Below are 23,502 nucleotides of genomic sequence, written 5' to 3' on the forward strand. Positions count from 1 at the left end.
GGTGTCGGTGACCCCGTCGTTTGGTCACAAACCGCAAAAAAACCGGCGCGGAATCTGCGGTTCGTGCCCACTCGAGGGGGTCACCACGCGGCGCCCCCTCACCCGGGCGCATCGCCGAATGACCCACAGGTGCGTGGAGACCTCCGACCTGCCATCCGCAGGCTCAGAGGCGCCGCAGCGCCGCCTCCGCCGCGTTGAACCCACCCATCCCGTGCACCCCGCCCCCGGGCGGCGTGGCCGACGAGCAGAGGTACACCCCGTCGATCCCCAGCGAGTACGGGTCCGCCGCGACGCGCGGCCGGAACACGATCTGGCGGGCGGTGTTGGCGCCGGCGGAGATGTCACCTCCGACGTAGTTGGCGTTGTGCTCCTCGAGCGCGGCCGGGCCGCGGGTGGCGACGGCCCGGATCCGGTCGCGGAAGCCCGGGGCGAAGCGCTCGATCTGGCCGATGATCGCGTCCGTCGCGTCGCCGCCGTAGCCGTGCGGGACGTGGGCGTAGGCGTAGACGGGGTTCAGGCCGCCCGCCGACCGGGACGGGTCGACGAGGTACTGCTGGCCGAGCAGCACGAACGGCCGCTCCGGCATCTCGCCGCGGACCGTGGCGGCCTCGATCGCGGCGATCTCACGCGCCGAACCGCCGAGGTGGAGGGTGCCGGCCCGGCGGCAGCCGGGGTTCGTCCAGGGGATGTCGCCCTCGATCGCGAGGTCGACCTTGAACGCGGACGGGCCGTAGGAGAAGCGGGTCAGGCCGCGCCGGACCCGTGCGGGCAGCCGGGAGCCGAGGATCTCCAGCGCTCCGGCCGGTGCGGTGTCGAGGAGGACGACGTCGGGTGCGGAGCCGGTGAGCTCGCGGAGCTGGTCGAGCGAGGTGACCCGGACGCCCGTCACCACCCGCCCGCCGTACGACGCCAGCGAGGCCAGCAGCGCGCGGGTGATCGCCTCCGTGCCTCCTTGGGCGACCGGCCACCCGACGGCGTGCGCGCTGCCCGCGAGCATCAGGCCCACGGATGCACTGAGGACGCCGTCGAGCCGGCCGAACTTGTGGGCGGCGACGCCGGTGAACAGCGCCCGCGCGGGCTCGTCGCGGAACCGGCGGGCCAGCACCGTGGCGGGCAGGGCGGCCTTGAGGCCGAAGCGGCCGAGGGTGACGGGGTGCCGCGGCAGGTGTGCGACGGGTTGCAGCACCTCGTCCATCAGCGCGTCGAAGGTGCGCACGATCGGGGCGAACATCCGCTCCCAGCGGGCGCTGTCGACGCCGAGGGACTGCACCGACGACGCCAGGTCGCGGGCCGCCAGCCCGGCCCGGCCGTCGTCGAGGGGGTGCGCGAGGTCGACCTCGGGCCAGAGCCACCGCAGCCCGTGCTGCTCGAGGTCGAGCGAGCGGAAGAAGGGCGACGCCACTCCGGTCGGGTGGAAGGCGGCGCAGTCGTCGTGGAGCAGTCCCGGCAGGGTGAGCTCGCTCGTGCGGGTGCCGCCGCCGGGGCGCTCGTGCGCCTCGACGACGGTCACCGACAGCCCGGCCTGGGCCAGCCGGATCGCTCCGGCCAGTCCGTTGGGGCCGCTGCCCACGACGACGGCAGTGCTCAAGCGACAGGGTCCTTCCCGGTGACGGGTGTGGTCAGGGTCTGCTTGCGACGGTAGCCGTCGGCCGTCCAGCCGACCTGGAGCGGGACCGGTCCGTTGGGCAGCCAGGGCTGCTCCTTCACGCAGTCGCGGACGTCCCAGCCGCCGCGCTCCACGATGCCCAGCGCCGCGTCGATCACCCGGTACTGCTGGGGTCGCGAGGTCCGCCACGGCGTCGCCTGCGACTCGCAGTAGGCGACGACCAGGTCGCCGGGCGCGAGGTTGAGGCGCTTCTGGACGGCCGCGATCAGCCGCTCGTCGTGCAGGTGCCCGTCGCCGAAGTTCCAGCCCACGAGGATGTTGCACATGAACTCGCCCTCGCGGACGTCGCGGGTCTCGATGTCGTCGAGGTGCTCGAGCAGGACGGAGAACAGGCCGCGGCCCTGGCTGTGCATCGACCGCCAGGCGAGCGCCTTCTGGATGGTCATCTCCGCCTCGTCGGCGGTGTAGGGCATCGGCGCCATCCGCTGCAGCTGGTCGTTCTGCACCTCGACGACCGGCAGCTCGTTGAGCCGCTGCTCGACACCCGGCTTCATGGCCCACACGGCCGAGGCCCAGTTGCCGGCGTACTGGCGCATGGACGGCAGGAAGGACACCAGGTCGGGGCGGAAGTTGCCCAGGACCGGGCCGAACAGCAGCAGCCCGAAGATCGGCAGGAGCAGGAGCGGCTCGGAGAAGTCCCAGATGTTGTACGTCGACGCGTCGAACCCGGCGCCGAGGTCGGTGCCGCCCCAGAGCACGAGCGCGATGTAGCCGAAGTAGACGTTCCACTCCAGCGGCACCGCGAGCGGGAAGGTCGAGGTGATGAAGATGTGGAACACCAGCATCGCGATCGCGCCGAGCATCGCGATCGTGTCGTTGGTCGTCAGCAGCAGCACGACCGGGATGATGATCTCGACGGTCGTGCCGCCGACGTGGGCCATGAACCAGGCCAGCCGCGAGGGCCGGATGTCGTCGGGAGCGTTGCGGTAGTGCAGCCGCTTGATCACGTTCAGCTGGCCGGGGGAGTTCGACACCATCGGCGGCACCACGTTGATGAAGTGCTCGCCGATCTTCGAGGTGCCGGCGCCGATCCACACGACGCAGATGATGACCTTGAACGCGACGACCAGGTTGACGAAGTCGCCCGCATCGGCGGCGTCGCTGAACACGAGCGCGCCGAGGGTCGCCGAGAACAGCATGATCGGCAGGTACTGCTCGGACCGCGCGGCCAGGAAGACCACCTTGTCGCGCAGGCCCATCAGCGGCATCAGCACGAGGATCGGGACGAAGGCGAGCGGCGGGACCAGCTCCTGCGGGCCGGTACCGGCCGGCAGGATGTCGACGGTGTCGGCGTGCGCCACGAGCGGTACGACGAGTGCGGCCAGCACGCCGACGTACAGCACGACGTCGGCGACGGTGCGCTCGTCACCGCCGGTGAGGGGGACGTGGCGTCCCCACGGCGCCATCCTGATCGTGCCCGGCCGCAGCCAGTAGCGGATGTTGCCGAGCATCGGCACGAAGTGGCCGCACAACGGTCCGAACGCGCCGCCGAGGCCGATCACCTCGAGCAGCATCAGCCACACGGCGAGCTTCTGGTAGACGACCACGTTGTCGAACCAGGTGCCCGGGTCGGTGAAGTGGACGTAGTCGGTGGTCCACGACGTGATGGCGAGACCCACGGCGAAGTAGAGGCCCAGCATCTTGAGGATGTAGACGACGTGCAGCATCCGCGGGGTGTTGAAGCCGGCGGTGACCCAGTTGGTGCTGAGCACCTTGATCCGCTCCTGGAACGGCAGCACCAGGAAGTCGTCCGGCTCCATCGGCTCCGGCTCGGGCTTGATGAATCCCATGTCAGGACTCCTTCGCCAGTTGCGCCCGCAGGGCGGGCTTGTCGATCTTGCCCACGGGGTTCTTGGGGAGGGCGTCGAGCACGTGGATCGCGACCGGCACCTTGACCTTGGCCAGCTCGGCGCGGCAGCGGGCGAGGAGGTCGTCGACGTCGACGGCACCGTCGGGGCTGTCGGGAGCGGAGGAGACGAAGGCGACGACCACCTCGCCGTACACGGGGTCGGGAGCACCGACGACGGCCGCCTCGAGGACCGAGGGGTCGCCGTGCAGGACGTTCTCGATCTCCTTGGGGTAGATGTTCTCGCCGCCGCGGATGATCATGTCCTTGATCCGGTCGACGATCCGGAGGTAGCCGTCCTCGTCGAGGATCCCGACGTCGCCGGTGTGCAGCCAGCCGTCGCCGAGCGTCTCGGCCGTGGCCTCGGGGCGGTTGAGGTAGCCGCGCATCACGTTGGCGCCCTTGATGACGACCTCGCCGCGCTCGCCGGTCGGCACCACCGAGCCGTCGGGCGCCATGATCGCGACCAGCTGGCCGGGCAGCGCCGGGCCGACGGTGCCCGGCTTGCGCACGCCCTCGACGGGGTTGCAGGTCGAGGCGCAGGTGCCCTCGGAGAGGCCGTAGCCCTCGACGAGCGGGAACCCGAAGCGCTTCTCCACGGCGGCGAACAGCTCCGGCGGCGCGGGCGCCGCACCGCAGACGGCGAACCGGACCGAGCTCACGTCCGGCTGCACCTCGGCCGGCAGGGCGACCAGGTGGGAGTAGATCGTCGGCACGGCCGAGAAGTACGTCGGGCGCAGCCGCTCGATCGCCTGCACGAACTCCACCGGGTGGAAGCGCTGCAGCACCGACAGCTGGCCGCCCACCGACATCGGGGTCAGCCAGCTGACGCAGATCGCGTTGACGTGGAAGAGCGGGAGCACCAGCAGGCAGTGGTCGTCGGGCCGGATGGCGATCGCCTCGCCCATGCTCTCGATCATCGCGCTGACGTTGCCGTGGTCGAGCATCACGCCCTTGGGCCGGCCTGTCGAGCCGCTCGTGTAGACGAGCAGGGCCAGGTCCTCGGGCGCCGTGGCCGGGGTGGGGAGCGTGCCGGCGGAGCTCGTCGCGAGGTCCTCGACGCCGAGGACGACGGCGTCGCCGAGGACCGCGGCCGGGTCGGTGGTGACCACGACGACCGCGCCCGAGTCGCCGATCTGGTGGTCGGCCTCGGTCGCGGTGAAGGTGGGGTTGATCGGCGTCGCTGCCGCCCCGAGCCGCCACGCCGCCAGGATCGTCAGCAGCAGCTCGACCCGGTTGGGGAGCATCACGGCGACCACGTCGCCGTGGCCCACGCCGAGGCCGGCGAGCTGCTCGGCCACCGCGTCGACCCGCGCGGCGAGCTGGGCGTAGGTCAGCTCGGTGCGGTCGTCGCGGACGCACGGTCGGTCGTCGTACGACGACGGGCGGTGCCAGGGGAGGTGGTCGAGGCTCATGGTGGGCTCCTGCAGGGGCTCGGGAGGTGACGCTCCGACGCTAGGACCGGGCCGTGCCGAGGTTCTTGGTTCCCCACCACGAACTCGGGGGCGAGATTCGGCGCTGGGGAGCCAAGGCGAGCCGGTGGTTCAGTCTGGCAGCATGGCGTGACGGCCGTCACCCCTTGGTTCGACGGCCCAAACCGCCCCAGGAGGACCGTGCCGATGTCCGCAGCCGAGACCGAGCTCCGGGGTGTCGCCGGGCTGCTCGCCGAGCGGCGGGTCGAGCTGACGGCGTACCTCGTCGGGCAGTTCGGGGAGCGGATCCCGGAGCTGCCCAAGGACCCGACGCTGGTCGAGCTGCTCGACGGCAGCTCCGGCGCCAACCTGGAGAACCTCGCCCACCTGTTGCGCGGGCACATGCCGATCAGCGAGGTGCAGGCGCCGGCCGCGGCGGTGGAGTACGCCCGTCGCCTCGCCCAGCGGGGCACGCCGCCGAGCGCGCTGCTGCGCGCCTACCGGCTCGGCCAGCAGCTGATCCTGCGCTGGGCCTACGACGAGATCGCCCGCCGGGTGGCCGACCCGGCCCTCGCGCTGCAGACCACGCAACTGCTCACCGAGACCTCCTTCGAGTACGTCGACGCGGTCTCCGAGGACGTGATCGTCGCCTACCAGGACGAGCGCGAGCGCTGGCTCGCCAACCGCAGCGCGGTGCAGCGCGAGACGGTCGACGCGCTGCTGCGCGGCGAGCGGCTGGACCTGACGGCGACCGAGGCCACGCTGGGCTACCGGCTGCGCCAGCACCACCTCGGCCTGGTGCTGTGGACCACCGGTGCCGAGGCCGGTCTCGCCGAGTCCGAGCGGCTGCTGACCAGGCTCGGGCAGCGCGTCGGCGCGGGGGGCCACGCGCTCTTCGTGCCGCGCGACCGCGACACCGCCTGGGGATGGCTGCCGATCGGTCGCTCCGCCGAGATCGACCTCGACGTCGTGGCCGAGGTGCTGGCCGAGGCGGCCGACGGGATCAGGGTCGCGGTCGGCGTACCGGAGGCGGGGGAGCCGGGCTTCCGCACCACCCACCTCGCGGCCGCCGCGGCCCACCAGGTCGCCCTGTTGGGGCAGCAGGGCGCCCCGGTCGTGTCGTACGCCGACCCGACGATCCGCGCCGCGGCGCTGCTCGCCAACGACCTCGACGCCACCCGTCGGATGGTCGCGCGCACCCTCGGCGAGCTCGCCGCCGACACCGAGCCGGCCGCGCGGATGCGCGAGACCCTGCTCGCCTTCGTCGAGGACCGCGAGAGCTACGTCGCGACGGCCGCCCGGCTGCACCTGCACAAGAACACGGTGAAGTACCGCGTCGACCGGGCGATCGAGGCGCGGGGCAAGCCGCTCGGCGAGGAGCGCCTCGACCTCGAGCTCGCCCTCGTCGCGTGCCGCTGGTTGGGCCCCGAGGTGCTGCGCGGGTAGCCCGTCGGGACCAGGGAGTCCGTCCGTTCGAGAGCCCGGTTCCCCGGTCAGGGACGGCGGCGCCTGCCTAGGCTGGTGGATCCCCCAGGCAAAGGATCCGTCGTGTCGTCCCGTCCCCGTCCCGTGACCCGTCCCGTGCCCGGTCTCGTCCTCGGCGTCGTCGCCGTGCTGGTCGCCGCGCTGCTGGTCGCCGGACCGGTTCCCGGCGCCACCGCCGCGGGTACGCCGACGGTGACCGGCGTGACGCCGGCGGGCCAGGACTGGGCGAACGCGCGGCTGAAGGTCCGCTGGACGCGGATCAGCGGGGCGACGTACCAGGTCCGGTGGGCGACGAGCACGGCTCGACTGTCGCGCGCGAAGGCCTACGTGGCGAGGACCAACGCCGCGACCTCGCCGACGCTGAGCACCCGCTGCGTCCCGTGGTACGCCCAGGTGCGCGCGGTCCGCAGCGGCCGGGTCGGCCCGTGGTCGCGCGCCCGGTCGGTGCGCTTCACCCGCGGCACCCCGGCCCCGCCGACGATCGACGTCACCACCCAGACCAACCCGGCCGCTGCGCAGGTCCGGTGGACGGGGACGGCCTACGCCGCCCGCTACCGCCTCGACTGGTCGGCCGCGCCCTACGGCGCGTGGGCCGGGTTCGCCCACAACTACACCCCGTGGCTGGCGGCCGCGGCGCGCGGCACCTCGGTCACGGTCCCGGCGAACCCGGCGCCCAAGGACCGCTTCCTCGCGCCCGCCTACGGCAACCCGGTCTTCGCGCAGCTGCAGTACGACAACGGCTGCACGCAGACCCCGCGCCTCTCGACGTACTTCGCGGCCTTCCCGAAGCCGCGCGACCCGGGGGACGGCGACCTCGTCTCCATCGGCTCCTACAACCTCGAGAACACGCCGCACCACGGGTCGGAGTCGACCAAGATCGCGAACATCGCCGACAACATCGCGGCCCGCAACCTCGACGTCGTCGCCCTGCAGGAGGCCGACGCCCAGAGCGCGGCCGACGTGATCGCACGCCTGGAGAACGCGGAGTCCCAGCCGGGATGGGACTCCTTCGGCGTCGGCGCCCAGCAGGTCATCTGGCGCACGTCGGCCTGGCAGGCCGTCGCCGGCACCGGCTCGAACCTGGGCCGGCCCGGGGACGGGACCGCCGCCACACCGCTGCCGACGCCCGGCATCCGGCTCACGCCCGCCGTCCCCGAGCCCGGGCGGCAGGACGTCTTCGTCGCCTCGATCCACCTCGAGGACGGCGCCCGCTGGGACAGCGGCGCGACGCCCGCGGAGCGCAAGCGCGACGCCCACCTGGCCGCCGGGATCCTGCTCGACGAGATCGCCTCGGCCAACCCCGACGACGTGCCGGTACTGGCCGCAGGTGACTTCAAGGGCAACTTCGGCGGCGGCAGCTTCCCCGTCTCCGCGGGCTACTGCGACGAGAACAACGGCTGCGTCGGCGAGGGGCAACCCACCTTCGTCCGGGCCGGCTACTGGGACGCCCAGACCGCCGTGGAGAAGGTCGGGATCGCCTTCAGCACCGTCAACAAGCACGTCGCGCCGCAGCCGGAGGCCGCCACCGGCGTCGCGGGTCGTCCCGACTTCATCCTCGCCCGTGGGGCCGGTGGCTTCACCTACTACCGCAACGTGGTCAAGACCTACGGCGACGCGTCGAGCGCGCAGCAGTCGGACCACAACCTGCTGTTCGCCCGGGTGATGGTGCCGCGCCTGCCGGAGACCCCCTGAACCTGCGCAAGGACGGTCAAGCAGCCGGTCGCCGCTCCGGCCAGACTGGACGCATGACGGGACGTGACCGCCTCCGCGAGCTGCTGGACGCGGTGCTGGACGAGGACAACCGGACACTGGGCGACATGGCGGACGGGGCCTTCGCGTCGCCATACCACTTCAGCCGGGTGCTCTCGCGGGACGTCGGCGAGGCGCCGGTGGCGATGCGGCGCCGGGTCATGCTCGAGCGCGCTGCCTGGCGCATCCGCGGGGGCGGCAGCGTCACCGACGCCGCGTGGGAGGCGGGCTACGAGTCGCTCGAGGGCTTCAGCCGCGCGTTCGCCCGGGCGTACGGCCACCCGCCGAGCGAGGCCGCCGGCAGCGACGTCTGGCTGCCCGCGCCCAACGGCATCCACTTCCACCCGCCCATGAACCTGTGGGTGCACAGCACGGAGCAGCCCATGAACCCCGTCACCGACCAGCTGGTCCGTCACGACCTCGACGACGTCCGCGAGCTGATCACCCATGCGAAGGCGCTGTCGCCGGAGGACTGGACGGCGGTCCGCGTCCCCGGCCACCAGGTCGCGACCTGGGAGGGGCCGGAGGAGTCGATCGCGACCGTGCTGGAACGCGCCGTGTTCGCCAAGGAGGTCTGGCTGGCCGCGGTCGAGGGCACCGACTTCCCGGACGTCGACCGGGAGCCCGACCCGGTCGCCCTGCTCGCCCGGCACGAGGCCGTCGCCGCGCGCTGGCTGGCCGTCGTGCGCGACACCGACCGGCGCGGCGGGTGGGACGACCGGATCGTCGATGCGCTCTGCGAACCACCCGAGTCCTTCGTCCTCAGCAGCATCGTCACCCACGTGCTGACCTTCGGCGCCTACCGGCGCCAGCTCGCCCGCGTCTGGCTGCGCGGCGCCGGCGTCGACCTCGACGACGGCGACCCCATCAACTGGCTGCGCGCCGAGAACGGAGAGAAACCATGACCCGCGTCGTCTACTACACCGCCACCACCCTCGACGGCTTCCTCGCCGACCCCGACGACTCCCTGGCCTGGCTGCTGCGCCAGGACCTCGACGAGTCGGGACCACAGAACTACGGCGCGTTCATCACCACCGTGGGCGCGCTGGTGATGGGCTCGACGACCTACGAGTGGGTGCTCGCCCACCTCGAGGAGACCGGCGAGCCCTGGTACTACCAGCAGCCCTCGTGGGTGATGACCACCCGCGAGCTCCCGGTGCCCGAGGGTGCGGACGTCCGGTTCGCCCAGGGCGACGTGGCGGCGCTGCACGACGAGCTGCGCGCCGCCGCCGGCGACAAGGACATCTGGGTCGTGGGCGGCGGCGACCTCGCCGGCCAGCTCGCCGAGGCCGGGCTGCTCGACGAGGTGATCGTGTCCATCGCGCCCGTCGTGCTCGGTGCGGGGCGCCCCCTGCTGCCGCGCCGGCTGGACCTGCGACTGGTCGAGACCGCGCGCAACGGTGCGTTCGTGACGGCGCGGTACGAGCTCGACGGCCCGCTGCTGGAGGACCGCGAGGCTTGACAGGCGAGGCATGGTGGAGGGATCGGATCGCTGTCTCGGGAGGACATCGTGCGCCGTACCCTCACCCTCGTCCTGGTCGCCACGACCGCCACCGCGCTCGTCAGCACGGCGCCCGCCCCGGCTGAGCCCGGGCACCACCCGCCGCCGAAGGCCGCGACCGCGACCGGCCACGGCGGAGCGGTCAGCTCGGTCGATGCCGACGCCACCGCCGTCGGACTCGAGGTACTGCGCCTCGGTGGCAACGCGGTCGACGCCGCCGTGGCGACCGCGGCCGCCCTCGGCGTGACCGAGCCCTACAGCGCCGGCATCGGCGGGGGCGGCTACTTCGTCCACTACGACGCCGCCACCGGCGAGGTGTCGACGATCGACGGCCGCGAGACCGCACCGGCCGCCATCACCCCGGACGCGTTCATCGACCCGGCGACCGGTGCGCCGTACCCGTTCACCCCGGACCTGGTGACCAGCGGCGTCGCGGTCGGTGTGCCGGGCACCGCGGCGACGTGGCAGACGGCGCTCGACCGGTGGGGCAGCCTGTCCCTCGCCGACGCGCTGCGGCCGGCGGCGCGGCTGGCGCAGGAGGGCTTCCGGGTCGACGACACCTTCGCCCTGCAGACCCGCGAGAACGCCGAGCGCTTCCGGACCTTCACCAGCTCGCGCGACCTCTTCCTGCGCGAAGGGGTGCCTGCCGTGGGGAGCACCTTCCGCAACCCCGACCTGGCCCGGACCTACCGGCAGCTCGGCGCCCGGGGGACCGGCTGGCTCTACGACGGGTCGCTCGGCGCCGAGGTGGCGCGCACGGTGCAGGGCCCGCCGCTGAGCGGGGCCACCGACCTGCCCGTCCCGGTCGGCTCGATGACCCGCGCCGACCTCGCCCGCTACCGCGCGCTCGTCCAGGCGCCGACCGAGACCCGCTACCGCGGCTACGACGTCTACGGCATGGCACCGTCCTCGTCGGGCGGCACCACGGTCGGCGAGGCGCTGAACATCCTCGAGCACCTCGACGCCCCGGCCGACGACGTGGCGGCGCTGCACCAGTACCTCGAGGCGAGTGCCCTCGCCTTCGCCGACCGCGGTCGCTACGTCGGCGACCCGGCCTACGTCGACGTACCGGTCGGCTCCCTGCTCGACGACACCTTCGCCGCCGAGCGCGCGTGCCAGGTCGACCCGGAGCTGGCCGCGACCAAGCCGGTGCCGCCCGGCGACGTGGCGTCGTACGACGGCATCTGCGCCGCGCCGGCCCTGTCGGCGAGTGAGGACCAGGACACCGAGAACCTGTCGACCACCCACCTGACCACCGCGGACCGCTGGGGCAATGTCGTGGCCTACACGCTCACCATCGAGCAGACGGGCGGCTCGGGGATCGTGGTCCCGAGCAGGGGCTTCCTGCTCAACAACGAGCTGACCGACTTCAGCACGGTCTACGACCCCGCGGACCCGAACCGGATCCAGCCCGGCAAGCGCCCGCGCAGCTCCATGTCGCCCACGCTCGTCCTCGCCGACGGCCGTCCGGTCCTGGCCCTGGGCTCACCGGGCGGGTCGACCATCATCACGACGGTCCTGCAGGTGCTGCTCAACCGGCTCGACGGCGGCATGACCCTCGCCGACGCGGTCGCCGCGCCCCGCGCCTCCCAGCGCAACACGGCCAACGTGACCGCGGAGCAGCCCTTCCTCGACAGGTACGGCGCCGCGCTCGGCGGCTACGGACACCGGTTCGCCGTCGCCGGCCCGCCCGGGTCGAGCGCGTCCGAGATCGGTGCGGTGGCCGCGATCGAGCTCGGTCCGGACGGGACGCTGACGGCCGTGGCGGAGCCCACGCGCCGTGGAGGAGGCGCGGCCGGTGTGGTGCGACCGGCCCGGTCCTACCCTTGAGGGGTGACCTGGACCGAGATCACCGACGACGCCGCGCTCAGCGCGCTCCTCGGTGAGCCCACCGCGGCCGCCCGCGACAAGGAGCGGACGACGCTGACCGACGTCGACCGGGCCTGGCTGGCGGCCACGCCGTTCTGTGTGATGGGCACGGCCGACGCCGAGGGGCGCTGCGACGTCTCCCCGAAGGGCGACCCCGCCGGGCAGCTGGTCCACGTCGTCGACGAGCGCACCATCGCGATCGCCGAACGGCCGGGCAACCGCCGTGCCGACGGCTACCGCAACATCCTCGCCAACCCGCAGGTCGGGCTGAACTTCCTGATCCCGGGCCGTGGCGACACCCTGCGCGTCAACGGGCGTGCGCGCCTGGTCAGCGACGCGCCCTTCTTCGACGCGATGGTCGTCAAGGGGCACCGTCCGCTGCTCGCCGTGGTCGTCGACGTCGAGACCGTCTTCTTCCACTGCGCGAAGGCGTTCCTGCGCTCGCAGCTGTGGAAGCCGGAGACCTGGACGCCTGAGGAGAAGGTGCCGCGCCGCGCGGTCCTCGCCCAGCAGCTGGAGCGGCCCGACGACAGCATCGAGGAGCTCGACGCCTACTACGGCCCGAGCTACGAGGAGCGCCTCTATGTCCAGTGACCGCCGGGTCGAGGAGGCCGCCCGCGGCCGTCTCGAGACCTACCGCTTCCTCAAGGGCCACGGCACGGAGAACGACTTCGTGCTGCTGCCCGACCACGACGGTGCCGTCCACGGAGCGCTGAGCGAGGACCGGGTCCGCGCGCTCTGCGACCGCCGCGCCGGCATCGGCGGTGACGGCGTGCTCCGCGTGATCCGCACAGCCGCGATCGGTGCGGCCGGAGTGGGGCAGGAGGACGCCGAGTGGTTCATGGACTACCGCAACGCCGACGGCTCGGTCTCGGAGATGTGCGGCAACGGCGTGCGCGTCTTCGGCCGCCACCTCGCCCTCGAGGGCCTGGCCGACCCGACCCGGCCGGTGCCCGTCGCGACCCGGGCGGGGGTCAAGGTGCTCACCTTCGCCGGCGGTACGCCGGACGGCGAGATCACCGTCGACATGGGCATCCCGAAGGTGCTCGAGCAGACCACGGTCGCCGTCGGCGAGCGGCGCTGGGACGCGCTGCACGTCGACATGGGCAACCCGCACGCGGTGGCCTTCGTCGACGACCTGGCCGACGCCGGACCGCTCCTCGACGCGCCGGACCACGACCCGGCGGCCTACCCCGCGGGCGTCAACGTCGAGTTCGTCGTACGACGCGCGCCGCAGCACGTCGCGATGCGGGTCCACGAGCGCGGCTCCGGCGAGACCCGGTCCTGCGGCACCGGCGCCTGCGCCGTCATGGTCGCGACCGCGCTGGCCGACGACGCCGCCCGGGACACCGAGTACCGCGTCGACCTGCCCGGCGGCACCCTGCGGATCACCTGGACCGCCGACGACCGGATCCTGATGACCGGTCCGGCACTGGTCGTCGCCGAGGGCACGACCGAGCTCTGATCCCTGACCGTTGATCTCTGACAGTGACACCACCGGTGTCACGGTCGGCCGGGCCGCCCTATGCTCCGACCATGGAACTCAACGGATCCTCCGCCATCGTCACCGGCGGCGCCTCGGGCATCGGCGCCGCTGCCGCCCGTGCGCTCGCCGCCAAGGGTGCGACCGTCGTCGTCGCCGACCTGCAGGCCGACAAGGGTGAGGCCCTTGCTGCCGAGATCAACGGCGTCTTCGCCCAGGTCGACGTCACCGACACCGAGCAGATCGCTGCCGCCGTCAAGGCCGCCGCCGAGATCGCCCCGCTCCGCGCGGTCGTGAACTCCGCCGGCATCGGCTGGGCGCAGCGCACCATCGGTCGCGACGGCCAGCTCGAGTCGGCCCACTCGCTCGAGGCCTTCACCAAGGTCATCGCGATCAACCTGATCGGCACCTTCGACATGGTCCGCCAGGCCGCCACCGTGATGAGCCTCAACGAGCCCGACGAGGACGGCTGCCGCGGCGCCATCGTCAACCTCGCGAGCGTGGCCGCCTTCGACGGGCAGATCGGCCAGGCGTCGTACTCGGCGTCGAAGGGTGGCGTCGTCGGCATGACCCTGCCGGTCGCTCGCGACCTGTCCGCGGCCGGCATCCGGCTCAACACCGTCGCCCCCGGCCTGATCGACACCCCGATCTACGGCGAGGGCGAGGCCTCCGAGGCGTTCAAGGCCAACCTCGGCCAGAACGTGCTCTTCCCGAAGCGCCTCGGCACCGGTGCCGAGCTCGCGTCGATGGTGGTCGAGTGCCTCACCAACTCCTACATGAACGGCGAGGTCATCCGCGTCGACGGCGGCATCCGGATGCCCCCGAAGTAGTTCTTCGCACGGACTTCACCCGCGCGTCGACCGGCGACTCCTCGCTGGTCGGCGCGCGGCGCTTTTCTGGTCGCCGTGACGCTGCTCTGGGACGACCGGAACCGGCTCGGCGAGCTCCGCGTGGGCCGCCGTACCTCGATCGTCGCCGGGTTGACCGGTGCTTCGATCCCGGCGCTGGGGATGCTGCGCTTCCCCAGCCTCGTCGAGCGGAGACGGGACCTCACGTCCGGCGTCCGCAGCGGCGAGGTGACCACCAGCTCCGCCGTGCTGTGGTCGCGGGCCGTCGAGCCGAGCCGGATGATGGTCCGCCTCGGGAGCGGGCCGCGGGTCCGCGTGGTCCGAGGCCGCTGGGCCGATCCGCGCACCGACTTCACGGCGCGGATGCACCTCACCGACCTGGCTCCCGGCCGTGAGTACGACGCCGAGGTCTGGTTCGAGACGCCCGAGGGGGAGCGCAGCGCTCCCCAGCGCCTGTCCTTCCGTACGGCGCCCGTGCACGCCGCCGCGCAGTCGATCGTGTGGTCCGGGGACGCCAACGGCCAGGGTTGGGGGATCGACAAGGGGCGCGGCGGCATGACGACCTTCCGGATGATGCTCGACCTGCGCCCCGACCTGTTCGTCCACGTCGGCGACACGATCTACGCCGACGAGCCGATGCCCGAGACCAGGTTGCTCCTCGAGAACGGCACGACCTGGCGCAACGAGCTGACCGAGGAGGTGCTCGCGCCGGCCGAGACGCTCGCTGACTTCCGCGGCCGGCACCGGTACTCGCTGCGCGACGACAACGTGCGCGCGTTCCACGCCGCCGTACCGTCGGTCGTGCAGTGGGACGACCACGAGACCTGCAACAACTGGTACCCCGGCGAGACCATCGACGCCGACGGCTACACCGAGCGCCGCGCGGACGTGCTGGCGCTGCGCGGGCGGCGGGCGTGGCAGGAGTACCAGCCGGTCCCCGTGGGGCGACTGGTCGCGGCCGACGGCAACGGTTTCGCGCCGCGGCGGATCTACCGCAAGGTCCCGCGGGGCCAGCACCTCGACCTGTTCCTGCTCGACATGCGCAGCTGGCGCGGGCCCAACCCGGACGCGGACCCCGCCGTCGCGGCGCAGCGCGGCGAGGCCGGCCTGCTCGGCCCGACCCAGGAGGCGTGGCTGATCGAGGGCCTTCGGCGCTCGACCGCGACCTGGAAGGTGATCTCGATCGACCAGCCGCTCTCCTCGCCGGCCAGCCACACCCAGGACCTCGACGGGGTCTCGAACGGCGACGACGGCCCGCCGCTGGGGCGCGAGCCCGAGATCGGCCGGATCCTCTCGGCCATCAAGCGGCACCGCATCCGCAACGTCGTGTGGATCACCGCCGACGTGCACTACACCGCGGCCAACCACTACAGCCCCGAGCGCGCGAGCTTCACCGACTTCGACCCGTTCTGGGAGTTCATCTCCGGTCCGCTGCACTGCTCGCCGTTCACGGCGAAGCCGGACCAGCTCGACCGCACCTTCGGCCCGCTCGTGCACTTCACCCACGGCAAGGACGAGGCGCTGCCCGTCAAGATCGCGCCGCGCCCCGACAACCAGCACGTCGGGCACCTGGCGATCGCCGCGACCGGTCTGCTCACCGTCAGCCTGTACGACGGCGGCGGCACCGTGCTCTGGCAGAAGTCCCTCGAGCCCGAGGGCGTGCCGGCCTGAGCCGGGGGCGGGAGGTCAGCTCAGCCCTGGCACCACACGGCGCCGTAGGGCCCCTCGGTGGTGCGGTGGGCCGTGCGCCGGCCGTCGACGAAGATCTCGCACGTGGCCGGTGAGCCGCCCGCCTGGACGTAGGCGACCGCGTAGTCGGGCCGGCCGTAGACCGTGGTGGTCAGGCTCGCGGTGTGCTGCACGCGCTCCATCCGGCTGCCCCTGCGGTGCTCCTGGCTGGTCGGGATGACGTAGGCGATCAGTCCGAGGGGATGGGGGCTGGACCAGCGGATGGTCAGCGTGTGCTTCTCGGCCGAGTAGGACGCGCCGTTCCCGGACAGGCCGGGCATCGCGAGGGAGGGCATCGGGACGGTGAAGCCCTGCTGGCTGGTCGGGTCCTGGGCCTCGGGGGAGGGCTTCGGCTTGCGCTTGCCCGCGGCGCGCGCCGTCGTACCGGGGCTCGGCGAGACGGTGTCGGTCGGCTCGGCGCTCGTCGTCGGGTCGGCAACCCGTGACGGGTGGTCCGAGTCGTGCGGGCGCATCACGAAGGCGATCACCACCACGGCGATCGACACGGCTAGGACGATGAAGGCACGCTTCCGGTCGCCCCCCAGACCCAAGGCACTCACACCGGGTCAACGACGGTGGGTGCGTCCCGGCTAGGCCCCGGCTCCTGTGGCTGATTTCACGGGCCCCCGATGTAACGGAGAGAGGCACCCGTGCCGCGCGCGGGAGCTCACTCGCGCACGAACCGCCGGTCCTCCTCACTGTAGTCGTCCATCATCGGCGCGGGGGCACTCGCGGGCGCCGCCATCCGGTCGCCGCGCAGCTTGCCGAGCTTCTGCGAGGTCATCGCCAGCACGTCGCGGCTCCTGCCGCGGCCGTAGGTGACCGAGGCACCGGCCGCGACGCCGAGGCTGGTGCCGACCTCGATGGCGTCCTGGTCGGCGCCCATGTAGAGGAACTGCCAGGCGTAGTCGTTGGTCTGCTGCTCGACCAGCGCCTTGATCGCCGGGTGGGTCCACTCCTGGCTGGCGTTCTCGTGGCCGTCGGTCATGATCGCGACGATGACCGTGCCGGGACGCTCGTCCTCGGGGAGTGCGTCCAGCTCGGCGCCGGCCGTGGTGACCAGTCGGCCCATCGCGTCGAGCAGCGCGGTGGATCCGCGCGGCTGCAGGTCGAGCGGCGGCACCTCGGCCACCGGTACGCCGGCGTGGACCACCTCGTAGACGTTGTCGAACTGGGCCAGGGTGACCCGGCACTCGCCGGCGTGGGCACGCTGCTCGGCGATGAAGGCGGCGAAGCCGCCCTCGGTGTCGGTCTTGATGGACTGCATCGACCCGCTGCGGTCGAGCAGGAAGTACAGGTGGGTCAGGTCGGCTCGGGTCATGGTCTTCTCCTGGGGTGTGTCTCTCACGTCGGAAACGTCGTGCAGCAGGCGTGGGCTTGGGAGACACGCCCTAGCTGGGCCGGCGCGGCTTGAACCGCATCGGCGCCGGTGCTGCGCCGGGTTGCCGCGGTTGACCTGTCTCGAGGTCGTACTTCGCGCGCTCGACCCCGGCGGCCGTCACCCGTCCTCGGTCATCGGCGTACGCGCCGAGGGTGCGGGTGCGGGCCAGCCGGGGGCCGACCGCGTTCTCGGTGAGACCGGCCTGCGCCCCCGCCCCACGCAGGGACGCCTGGCCGGTCAGCACCGCCGTCGCCATCGCCTCGTCGATCAGGTCGGTGAGGCGGTCGGCGGCTTCCCGAAGGTAGGGGAGGGCTCCGACGCAATCCTTCCCCTCCGCTTCGTCGAGGGCCTCGCGGACGGCGGCGAGGGTGCTCGGCCGGTCGTCCTGCTTCGGTTCGCTCATGGCTCCATGGTGCCGCAGAAACTGCGGATACGCAAGAAGTGCGTATCCGCACAACCTGCGCCCGAGGAGGCTCCGGCGTCCGGGACCGTGAAAACGGGAAGCATCGCGCGGTACCCGTCGTTACGCTGGACGACGCCTATGACGAACCATGCCGAAGACTTCTCCCTCGCTGCCGCACTCCGAGCCACCGAGGGCTGGGACGACCCCGAAGACCTGGTCGACGAGCTCGAGGCGGACGACGAGTCCGCCGACACCGGCTTCGTGTCCGGGTACGCCGACGACCCCACCACCGGCGACCTCGACCTGGTCGAGCGCCACGAGCTGCGCCGGGTCGCCGGCCTGCGCACCGAGCTCGAGGACATCACCGAGGTCGAGTACCGCCAGCTGCGCCTCGAGCGGGTCGTGCTCGTCGGCGTGTGGACCGAGGGGTCCATCGCCGACATCGAGAACGCCATGGCCGAGCTCGCCCTGCTCGCCGAGACGGCGGGCTCCGAGGTGCTGGACGCGATCTACCAGCGTCGCCAGTCGCCCGACCCGGCGACCTACATCGGCCGCGGCAAGGTCGAGGGCCTGCGCGAGATCGTGCAGGCGACCGGCGCCGACACCGTGATCTGCGACGGTGAGCTCGCCCCCTCCCAGCTGCGCAACCTCGAGGACAAGGTCAAGGTCAAGGTCGTCGACCGGACCGCGCTGATCCTCGACATCTTCGCCCAGCACGCGAAGTCCAAGGAGGGCCAGGCCCAGGTCGAGCTGGCCCAGCTGAGCTACATGAAGCAGCGCCTGCGTGGCTGGGGTGGCAACCTCTCCCGCCAAGCGGGTGGCCGCGTCGGCGCCGACGGCGGCGGCATCGGTGGCCGTGGTCCCGGTGAGACCAAGATCGAGACCGACCGGCGCCGCATCAACGACAAGATCGCCAAGCTGCGCCGCGAGCTGAAGGTCATGAAGGGCACGCGCGACACCAAGCGCCAGGAGCGCCGTCGCAACGAGATCCCCTCCGTCGCGATCGCCGGCTACACCAACGCCGGCAAGTCCTCGCTGCTCAACCGGCTCACCGGTGCGGGCGTGCTCGTCGAGGACGCGCTGTTCGCCACGCTCGACCCGACCACCCGTCGTACGACCACGTCCGACGGACGCGTCTTCACGATGAGCGACACCGTCGGCTTTGTCCGGCACCTCCCGCACCAGCTCGTCGAGGCCTTCCGCTCGACGCTGGAGGAGGTCGCCGACGCCGACCTGATCGTCCACGTCGTCGACGGCTCGCACCCCGACCCCGAGGGCCAGCTCACCGCCGTGCGCGAGGTGCTCGCCGAGATCGAGGCCGGCGACATCCCCGAGCTCGTGATCATCAACAAGGTCGACGCTGCCGACCCGCTCGTCGTCGACCGCGTGCTGCGGCGCGAGCCGCACGCTATCGCGGTCTCGGCCCACACCGGCGAGGGCATCGACCGCGCGATCGCCGCCATCGAGGCCGACCTCCCGCGCCCGCGGGTGGAGTTCACCGCGCTCGTGCCCTACGCCCGCGGCGACCTGATCGACCGGATCCACAAGGACGGCGAGATCACCACCCTCGAGCACACCGCCGACGGCACCCAGGTCTCCGGCCGGGCCACGGAGGCCCTCGCCGGCGAGCTCGCCGCCTACGCCGTGTGACGCGCCGCACCGGACGAAACGGTCGCGAATTCGTCGATTCCGCAGCAGTTCCGTCCGCTACGACGGATGATCCCGGGGTGACTCGGCGCCCCTTCGTCCTCGCTGCCCTCGTGGTGCTCCTCGCCACGGTGGTGACGACGACCGCATGGACCCGCGCGGGCGCCGGCCCGGACCGGTGCGCCCAGCGGGCCGACACCGCGCGCGAGCGCAGCCAGCTGGTGACCGGCACCGGGGCGTCGGTCCTCGTGATCGGCGACTCGTACTCGGTGGGTGCCGGCGTGCGCCCCGAGCAGTCCTGGCCGGTCCGGCTGCCCGGCCGGGTGCGGGTCGACGGCTTCTCGGGCAGCGGCTTCAGCATCGGCGCGAGCGGGTGCGGTGACGTCTCCTACGCCTCCCGCGCGCCGCGCTCGCTGCGCCCGGGCACCGACCTCGTCGTGGTCGAGGGCGGCCTCAACGACACCGACCAGCCCGCCGCCGACCTCGAGGGCGGCTTCCGCCTGCTGATGAGGGAGCTCGCCGGTACGCCGGTCCTGGTGGTCGGGCCCCCGGCTGCCCCCGACCGCCCGCGGGCCGACGTGGAGCGGGTCGACGCGACCCTGGCCCGTCTCGCAGCGGAGCTCGGGGCGTCGTACCTCTCGACGGTGGACGCCGAGCTGACCTACCTGGACGACGACCTGCACCCCGACCCGGCCGGCCACCGGGTGTTCGGCGACCTCGTCGCGACCCGCGTCCGAGACCTGCTTCACCTTCGGTGAGCCCTCCTGTGGAGGGGCGCGCGGCAGCGTCGGTCCCACCCTCTAGGGTGCTCCGGTGAGCACCGAATCCGCCGTCGACTCCACGCCTGTCCGCGACCTGCTCGCGACGGCCGTGGCTGCGCTCGGCGGTCAGGAGCGGTCGGGCCAGGTCGCGATGGCGGAGGCCGTCGCGCAGGCGTTCGCCGACCGCGAGCACCTGCTCGTCCAGGCCGGCACCGGCACGGGCAAGTCGCTCGGCTACCTCGTGCCCGCGCTGCTCCACGACAAGCGCGTCGTGATCGCGACCGCGACCCTCGCCCTGCAGCACCAGCTCGTCGAACGCGACCTCCCGCGCCTGGTCAAGGCGGTCGGCTCGATCCCGGGCCTCGATGCGTCGTACGCCGTGCTCAAGGGGCGCTCCAACTACGCCTGCCTCCACCGGATCCGCGAGGGTGCGCCCGACGACCAGGGCGAGCTCATCCAGATCCCCGAGGGCTCGATGGGCGCCAAGGTGATCGAGCTGCGCAAGTGGGCCGAGTCGGCGGCCGAGGACGGCGGCAGCGGCGAGCGTGACGACGCTCCCCGCCACACCGAGAAGGAGTGGCGCACGGTCAGCGTCTCCGCACGCGAGTGCCTGAGCGCGAGCAAGTGCCAATTCGGGCAGGAGTGCTTCGCCGAGCGGGCCAAGGAGAAGGCCCACAAGTCGCACCTCATCGTCACCAACCACTCCCTGCTCGCGATCGACGCGATCGAGGGCATCCCGATGATCCCCGACTACGACGCGGTCGTGATCGACGAGGCCCACGAGCTGGCCGCCCGGGTCACCCAGGCCGCCACCGACGAGCTGTGGGCCGCCGAGGTCGAGCGCGCCGCGCGGCGCAGCGTGCGCCACGTCGAGGGCAACGAGGCCGACGACCTGGCCGACGCCGCCGACGCGCTGCGCGCCGCCGTGAGCGAGGCCCCGGCCGGCCGCTTCGAGCGCCTGCCCGAGGACCTCGCCGACGCGCTCGCCCTGGTCCGCGACGCCGCCCGCGCCTGCATCTCCGCCTTCCCCAAGGGCGATGCCAAGTCGGGCCAGGAGCCCGACGCCGCGATGACCCAGGCCAAGGGGATGGTCCAGGAGGTGTTCGCCACCGCCGAGCGGATGGCCGCCAACTCCGAGCACGACGTCCTCTGGCGCACCGAGGGCACCGACCGGTTGCCCCCGACCCTGGCGATCGCGCCGCTCCAGGTCTGGGGGCAGATGCGCGACAAGCTGCTCGCCGACAACACCGTCGTGATGACGTCCGCGACGCTCATGCTCGGCGGGGACTTCAACTCCGTGGCCCGCTCGGTCGGGCTCAAGCCGATGCCCGACGCCGAGCAGCCGTGGCGCGGCATCGACGTCGGCAGCCCGTTCGACTACGGCAAGCAGGGCATCCTCTACGTCGCCCGCCACCTGCCCCCGCCCGGACGCGACGGTCTGGTGAAGGCGCAGCTCGACGAGATCACCGAGCTCGTCGACGCCGCTGACGGCCGTACCCTCGGCCTGTTCTCCAGCCGCCGTGCCGCCGAGGCCGCCGCCGAGCACGTCCGCAAGGCGTTGCCCCACCTGACCACGCTCGCGCAGGGCGAGGCCCAGCTGCCCGAGCTCGCGCGGCAGTTCCTCGAGGACCCGCACACCTGCCTGTTCGGCACGCTCGGCCTGTGGCAGGGCCTCGACGTGCCCGGCGACACCTGCCAGCTGGTGCTGATCGACCGGATCCCGTTCCCGCGGCCCGACGACCCGCTGATGAGCGCGCGCCAGAAGGCCGCCGACCAGGCCGGCGGCAACGGCTTCATGCAGGTCGCCGCGACCCACGCCGCGCTCCTGCTCGCGCAGGGCGCGGGACGCCTGATCCGTACGACCAGCGACCGCGGCGTCGTCGCGGTGCTCGACCCGCGCCTCGCCACGGCCCGCTACGGCTCGTTCCTCAAGGCGAGCCTGCCGCCGATGTGGCCGACGACCGATCCGGCCGTCGTCCGTCAGGCCCTGACCCGGCTCAGTTCTTCGCCGAGGTGACGCGGGTATGTGGCGGCACCTACCCGCGTTACCTCGTTGCCCGGCCCGCGATGACCTGGACGCGCCCGTCGTCGACGGGCGTGCCGTGGCAGGTCGTCGAACCGTCGCCGGTGGGGGCGTCGCAGTTGCGGTAGCGGCTGCTCGTGTTGAGACCGGTCACGTCGACCCACTGGACCTCGGGGCCGAAGGCGAGCGCGAACTCGCGGTTGCCGAAGGCGTTGAGCCAGACCAGCCGGGCGCGGGCCGGCTGGCCCTTGCGCTTGACGGTCAGCACGGCGCGGCTGCCGACTGCCTTGTCGTTCAGGTTCACGTGGACGTGGAGGCGCCAGAAGCCGCGCATCGCGCTTGTCTTCTGGAACCGCACGGTCGCCGCCGCGAGGTGGTTGAGACGGAACTTGGCGAGCCGGCTCAGCCCGCCCGGCCTGAGCGAGAAGGTCGACCGGGCGGGGGAGGCGCGGTAGGCCGAGCCCTCGTCGTAGAAGACGCTGGGGCGCCGGTTCCAGACCGTGAACCACGCCAGCTGGTCGGCCAGGTTGGTGTGCCGGGCCGACAGCACCGAGCTGATCGCCTGCACGGAGTACATGTTCGCCGCGCCCTCGCCGCCGTCGTGGGCCATCCGGCGCCACATGTCGCGCACGATGACGGGCAGCCCGCCGGCCTCGGCGGGGTAGCGCTCGCTGAGGAAGCGGAAGAAGATCCACTCGCCGTACGGCGCGGCCCCGGAGAACAGGTCCAGCGCCTGGCTGGGCCGCGCGAGCGGGCCGTAGGGCAGGTAGTTGCGGTTGTCGTTGATGGCGTCGAAGACCTCGTCCTCGATCCAGGTCGCGGTCGCCTCCATCATCCAGCGGTCGGCGTTGAGGTCGTAGGACATCTGGACCGCGTGGAACCACTCGTGGGCCGCGGTCACCCGCAGCGCGGCGACGGGGGCGATGCCGAACTCGGCGTAGTCGTCATCGAGGGCGCAGTAGCTCGGCGCCGGGACGTGCGCCGTGACCGAGTAGTCGTCGGCCGCGCAGTAGCCGTAGGCGCCGTCGTCGCTGAGCTCGCCCAGGTAGATGTCGGGACGTGCGTCGCCGCCCGCCGTGCCGTCGCCGACGACCGGGCGGTAGCCGGCGGCGGTGTAGGTCTGCGCGACGCGGGTCACCGTGGCCAGGGTGAACTCGGCGTAGTCGGGGGCGCCGCCGGCCGTGCCGGGGAACCGTCCGCCGGGGCCGTCGTTCTCGGCGGGGATGGCGTCGGCACCGGTCGTCACCCAGTGGATGCAGATCAGGCTGTTGCACGTGGTCTGCACCGGGCGCGAGCCGTAGCAGATGAGGTCACCGTCGATCGGGTCCTGGCAGGTCGACAGGTCGTCCGTGGGGCGGGCCAGCAACCGGGCCGCGCGGGCCCTCTGGGCCTTCGGCAGGTCGGCGTAGCCGGCGGCGAGGTCGTGCAGCGCGAGGGTGAGGTCGCGTCCGCCGACCTCCTCCGGGGTCACCGGCGCGTCCGGTGCCGGCGGCGGGGCGTCGACGATCTCCTCGACCACCTCGAGCGCCTGCTCGGCGACCTCCTGCGCGGAGGTGTCGGGGGTCGGGTCGCCCGGACCGGGAGTGTCGGCGGAGGCCGACGTACCGAGAACGGGGACGACCAGCAACCCCGCGAGCAGGGAGACCCAGCGGGCGCGGCGAGCAGTCATGGGGCGGGACCTCACGGTGGTACGACGGGGA

General features: G+C 72.7%; 19 protein-coding genes. 12 read left to right on the forward strand and 7 right to left on the reverse strand.

The features are described from left to right. Positions 1 to 163 precede the first annotated feature (163 nt). Genes ASE20_RS21815 through ASE20_RS21825 form a run of 3 tightly spaced genes read right to left on the reverse strand, consistent with a single transcriptional unit; the run spans position 164 to position 4,927 of the window. Complete coding sequence (locus tag ASE20_RS21815) at positions 164 to 1,588, reverse strand: phytoene desaturase family protein (protein WP_056896689.1); 1,425 nt, start codon at positions 1,586 to 1,588, stop codon at positions 164 to 166. Then, positions 1,585 to 3,456 (reverse strand): DUF3556 domain-containing protein, encoded by a 1,872-nt coding sequence (locus ASE20_RS21820; RefSeq protein WP_056896690.1) that lies wholly within the window; start codon positions 3,454 to 3,456, stop codon positions 1,585 to 1,587. The genes ASE20_RS21815 and ASE20_RS21820 overlap by 4 nt, the downstream gene beginning before the upstream one ends. A 1-nt stretch (position 3,457) precedes the next feature. After that, the gene (locus tag ASE20_RS21825) at positions 3,458 to 4,927 is read right to left on the reverse strand and encodes a class I adenylate-forming enzyme family protein (RefSeq protein WP_056896691.1); all 1,470 of its coding nucleotides are present in this window, start codon (positions 4,925 to 4,927) and stop codon (positions 3,458 to 3,460) included. 204 nt (positions 4,928 to 5,131) lie between these two features. Here ASE20_RS21825 and ASE20_RS21830 point away from each other — a divergent pair, with 204 nt between their 5' ends. From ASE20_RS21830 to ASE20_RS21870, 9 genes are all read left to right on the forward strand, one after another. Then, positions 5,132 to 6,370, forward strand: a complete 1,239-nt coding sequence (locus tag ASE20_RS21830; protein WP_082612768.1) for a PucR family transcriptional regulator — start codon at positions 5,132 to 5,134, stop codon at positions 6,368 to 6,370. A gap of 102 nt (positions 6,371 to 6,472) precedes the next feature. Continuing rightward, positions 6,473 to 8,101, forward strand: coding sequence for an endonuclease/exonuclease/phosphatase family protein (locus ASE20_RS21835; protein WP_157538325.1), 1,629 nt, complete (start codon positions 6,473 to 6,475; stop codon positions 8,099 to 8,101). A gap of 53 nt (positions 8,102 to 8,154) precedes the next feature. Continuing rightward, positions 8,155 to 9,063: a helix-turn-helix domain-containing protein gene (locus ASE20_RS21840; protein ID WP_056896694.1), complete on the forward strand. Its 909-nt coding sequence runs from the start codon at positions 8,155 to 8,157 to the stop codon at positions 9,061 to 9,063. Then, positions 9,060 to 9,620 (forward strand): dihydrofolate reductase family protein, encoded by a 561-nt coding sequence (locus ASE20_RS21845; RefSeq protein ID WP_056896695.1) that lies wholly within the window; start codon positions 9,060 to 9,062, stop codon positions 9,618 to 9,620. The genes ASE20_RS21840 and ASE20_RS21845 overlap by 4 nt, the downstream gene beginning before the upstream one ends. 48 nt (positions 9,621 to 9,668) lie before the next feature. Beyond that, positions 9,669 to 11,489, forward strand: coding sequence for a gamma-glutamyltransferase (ggt, locus tag ASE20_RS21850; RefSeq protein WP_056896696.1), 1,821 nt, complete (start codon positions 9,669 to 9,671; stop codon positions 11,487 to 11,489). A 3-nt stretch (positions 11,490 to 11,492) separates the two neighbouring features. After that, entirely contained in the window at positions 11,493 to 12,122 is a 630-nt protein-coding gene (locus tag ASE20_RS21855; RefSeq protein WP_056896697.1) for a pyridoxamine 5'-phosphate oxidase family protein, read from the forward strand. Continuing rightward, positions 12,112 to 12,993 carry a diaminopimelate epimerase gene (dapF, locus tag ASE20_RS21860; protein ID WP_056896698.1) on the forward strand — a complete coding sequence of 294 codons (882 nt, stop codon included), beginning with the start codon at positions 12,112 to 12,114 and terminating at the stop codon, positions 12,991 to 12,993. Before ASE20_RS21855 ends, dapF begins: the two co-directional genes overlap by 11 nt. A 71-nt stretch (positions 12,994 to 13,064) precedes the next feature. Then, positions 13,065 to 13,841 carry an SDR family NAD(P)-dependent oxidoreductase gene (locus ASE20_RS21865; protein WP_056896699.1) on the forward strand — a complete coding sequence of 259 codons (777 nt, stop codon included), beginning with the start codon at positions 13,065 to 13,067 and terminating at the stop codon, positions 13,839 to 13,841. Positions 13,842 to 13,916: 75 nt separating this feature from the next. Further along, complete coding sequence (locus tag ASE20_RS21870) at positions 13,917 to 15,530, forward strand: alkaline phosphatase D family protein (protein WP_056896700.1); 1,614 nt, start codon at positions 13,917 to 13,919, stop codon at positions 15,528 to 15,530. 20 nt (positions 15,531 to 15,550) lie between these two features. On the opposite strand, the gene ASE20_RS21875 is transcribed toward ASE20_RS21870, so the two are convergent. From ASE20_RS21875 to ASE20_RS21885, 3 genes are all read right to left on the reverse strand, one after another. Further along, positions 15,551 to 16,093, reverse strand: a complete 543-nt coding sequence (locus ASE20_RS21875; protein ID WP_056896701.1) for a hypothetical protein — start codon at positions 16,091 to 16,093, stop codon at positions 15,551 to 15,553. A gap of 161 nt (positions 16,094 to 16,254) precedes the next feature. Next, positions 16,255 to 16,908: a vWA domain-containing protein gene (locus tag ASE20_RS21880; protein WP_056896702.1), complete on the reverse strand. Its 654-nt coding sequence runs from the start codon at positions 16,906 to 16,908 to the stop codon at positions 16,255 to 16,257. 70 nt (positions 16,909 to 16,978) lie between these two features. After that, positions 16,979 to 17,371 (reverse strand): hypothetical protein, encoded by a 393-nt coding sequence (locus tag ASE20_RS21885; RefSeq protein WP_056896703.1) that lies wholly within the window; start codon positions 17,369 to 17,371, stop codon positions 16,979 to 16,981. 138 nt (positions 17,372 to 17,509) lie between these two features. Between ASE20_RS21885 and hflX the strand changes: the two genes are divergently transcribed. The 3 genes from hflX to ASE20_RS21900 all read left to right on the forward strand — a co-directional run bounded on the left by hflX (position 17,510) and on the right by ASE20_RS21900 (position 21,796). After that, the gene (hflX, locus tag ASE20_RS21890) at positions 17,510 to 19,021 is read left to right on the forward strand and encodes a GTPase HflX (RefSeq protein ID WP_056896704.1); all 1,512 of its coding nucleotides are present in this window, start codon (positions 17,510 to 17,512) and stop codon (positions 19,019 to 19,021) included. A 77-nt stretch (positions 19,022 to 19,098) separates the two neighbouring features. Continuing rightward, positions 19,099 to 19,776, forward strand: coding sequence for an SGNH/GDSL hydrolase family protein (locus ASE20_RS21895; protein WP_056896705.1), 678 nt, complete (start codon positions 19,099 to 19,101; stop codon positions 19,774 to 19,776). Between the two features lie 55 nt (positions 19,777 to 19,831). Continuing rightward, complete coding sequence (locus ASE20_RS21900) at positions 19,832 to 21,796, forward strand: ATP-dependent DNA helicase (RefSeq protein ID WP_056896706.1); 1,965 nt, start codon at positions 19,832 to 19,834, stop codon at positions 21,794 to 21,796. Between the two features lie 28 nt (positions 21,797 to 21,824). Here ASE20_RS21900 and ASE20_RS21905 read toward each other — a convergent pair whose 3' ends face one another. Then, complete coding sequence (locus ASE20_RS21905) at positions 21,825 to 23,471, reverse strand: MXAN_6640 family putative metalloprotease (RefSeq protein ID WP_056896707.1); 1,647 nt, start codon at positions 23,469 to 23,471, stop codon at positions 21,825 to 21,827. Positions 23,472 to 23,502: the final 31 nt, after the last annotated feature.

The organism is Nocardioides sp. Root240, assembly GCF_001428825.1.
Lineage (GTDB): Bacteria > Actinomycetota > Actinomycetes > Propionibacteriales > Nocardioidaceae > Nocardioides.